Source organism: Comamonas sp. B-9 (genome assembly GCF_000410635.1).
In the GTDB taxonomy this organism is placed as follows: domain Bacteria; phylum Pseudomonadota; class Gammaproteobacteria; order Burkholderiales; family Burkholderiaceae_C; genus Comamonas.
Map to the genome: position 1 here is coordinate 1 of NZ_APCR01000348.1, position 2131 is coordinate 2131.

At 64.1% G+C, this 2131-nt stretch carries 2 protein-coding genes and 1 pseudogene; 1 reads left to right on the top strand and 2 read right to left on the bottom strand.

The features are described 5' to 3' along the window. Together H928_RS0103765 and trpB are read right to left on the bottom strand one after the other, a co-directional pair. On the bottom strand, positions 1–333 hold a 333-nt coding region (locus H928_RS0103765), incomplete at its 3' end, for a LysR family transcriptional regulator (protein WP_021025318.1). 193 nt (positions 334–526) lie between these two features. Further along, complete coding sequence (gene trpB / locus H928_RS0103770; RefSeq protein ID WP_021025319.1) at positions 527–1726, bottom strand: tryptophan synthase subunit beta; 1200 nt, start codon at positions 1724–1726, stop codon at positions 527–529. 101 nt (positions 1727–1827) lie between these two features. On the opposite strand from trpB, the pseudogene H928_RS0103775 reads away from it, so the two are divergent. Continuing rightward, a pseudogene (locus H928_RS0103775) lies at positions 1828–2131 on the top strand (DUF2868 domain-containing protein); the annotation flags it as partial.

Genomic DNA, 2131 nt, shown 5'->3' on the forward strand with positions numbered 1-2131 from the left:
CGCCAGCGCCGCAGGCACCAGGCCCGCGGCCAGCGCCGGCGTGGCCAGCAGGTTCAGCGGGCGTTGGCTGCCGCCTGCAATCTCGCGGGCGCGCTGGCGGATCTGTTGCAGGCTGTGCAGCGCATGGGCCACATCCTCGTACAGCAAAAAGCCTTGTTCATTCGGGGTAATGCGCGGGCCATTGCGGCTGAACAGCGCGTAACCAATCTCCTGCTCCAGCTCCTGCACCAGGCGGCTGATCGCCGGCTGCGAGCGGCCCAGCATGCGGCCGGCGGCCGTCACGCTGCCGGTGGAGATGACAGCCGCAAAGGCCTCAAGCTGGCGAAGTTCCATGGTATTTGATGCGAAAAACGCATTCTGAACTATTGAGTATGCGATCTACAAATACTAAATACACATATCCAAATAGCAGAAGCGTATTTACCCGAGTACGCGGGGGCGCGCCAGCCGCCCTGCAGACGCAAAAAAGGGAGCATGTGCTCCCTGTGTGGCGGCCGTTTCCGGCTGCTTTTAGCTTAAAACTCGCTCAGAGCCCCAGCTTCTTGGCCACATAATCGGCGTCCTTGTCACCCCGGCCCGAGAGGTTGACGAGGATGTTCACCCCCTTGTCCAGCTGCGGCGCGATACCCATGGCCCAGGCGACGGCATGGGCGCTTTCCAGCGCCGGGATGATGCCCTCGACCCGCGACAGGGTCATGAAGGCGTTGAGGCAGGCCTGGTCATCCACGGCCTGGTAGTCGACCCGGCCCAGGTCCTTCAAGTAGCTGTGCTGCGGGCCGACGCCAGGGTAGTCCAGGCCCGAAGCGATCGAATGCACGGCCGCGGGGCTGCCATCGGCGTTCTCCAGCACATAGCATTTCATGCCATGGATGGCACCGGGCTTGCCCACCGACAAGGTGGCGGCATGCTTGCCCGGCTGGTCCACGCCCTCGCCCGCAGGCTCCACACCCACCAGCTTCACACCGGCATCGGGCAGAAAGGCCGTGAAGATGCCCATCGCATTGGAGCCCCCGCCCACGCAGGCCGCCACATAGTCGGGCAGCTTGCCGTGCCGGGTCTGGAACTGCTCACGCGCCTCGCGCCCGACGATGGACTGGAAGTCGCGCACCATCTTCGGAAACGGGTGCGGCCCCACCACCGAGCCAATCGCATACAGGTAGTTCGTCGGGTCCTTGAGATACTCCTCAAACGCGCTGTCGACCGCCTCCTTCAGAGTCGCCTGGCCAAAGCTCACCGGCACCAGCTTGCAGCCCAGGATGCGCATCTTGGTGACGTTGGGGTGCTCCTTCTCGATATCGACCTGGCCCATGTGGATCTCGCAGGGGATGCCCACCAGCGCGCAGGCCGTCGCCAAGGCCACGCCATGCTGGCCGGCGCCCGTCTCGGCAATCACCTTGGTCTTGCCCATGAACTTGGCCAGCAGCGCCTCGCCCAGGCAGTGGTTGATCTTGTGGGCCCCCGTGTGGTTGAGGTCCTCGCGCTTCAAATGGATCTGCGCGCCGCCCAGCTGCTCTGACAAACGGCGGGCATGGAAGATCGGGCTGGGGCGGCCCACATAGTCCTGGAACAGCTGCTGGAGCTCGTCCTGGAAATCCTGGCGCTGCACGATCTGCTCGTAGGCCTCGGCGATATCGTCCATCGCCTTTTTCAGGTGCGGGGGCACCAGCTGGCCACCATAGTCACCAAAGAAACCGTTGGCATCGGGCATCTCAGCAAAGTTCATCATTGTTGTCATAGGCTGCTTTAACTCTGTGATGGCAAAGCTTGTTGATACCACAGCAGTCCGGGCAAAACCTTGCAGGTTTTCCCGATGCCACAATAGCTGCCATGAAAGCTGACGCCGTTCGTGACATCGCCCTGGCCCATGCCATCGAAACCTCGCCGCCCCATGAGGCCCTGCCCAGCGCTGCGCGCTGCGAGGCCATCACGCAGGAGGTGCTGCACACCCTGGGCAAGCCCGCGCTGGGGGGCAAGGCCGGCCAGGCCGCCTTTGCCCAGTTTCTGCAGCTGCGCGCCAAGCGCATCATCCAGGCCAGCCAGCTGCCCGCCGATGTGCGCCAGCTGTGGCAGCATGCCCCGGGCCTGGCGCGCTGGGCACCGCTGGCCATCGGCCTGCTGGCGCTGTGTTTTG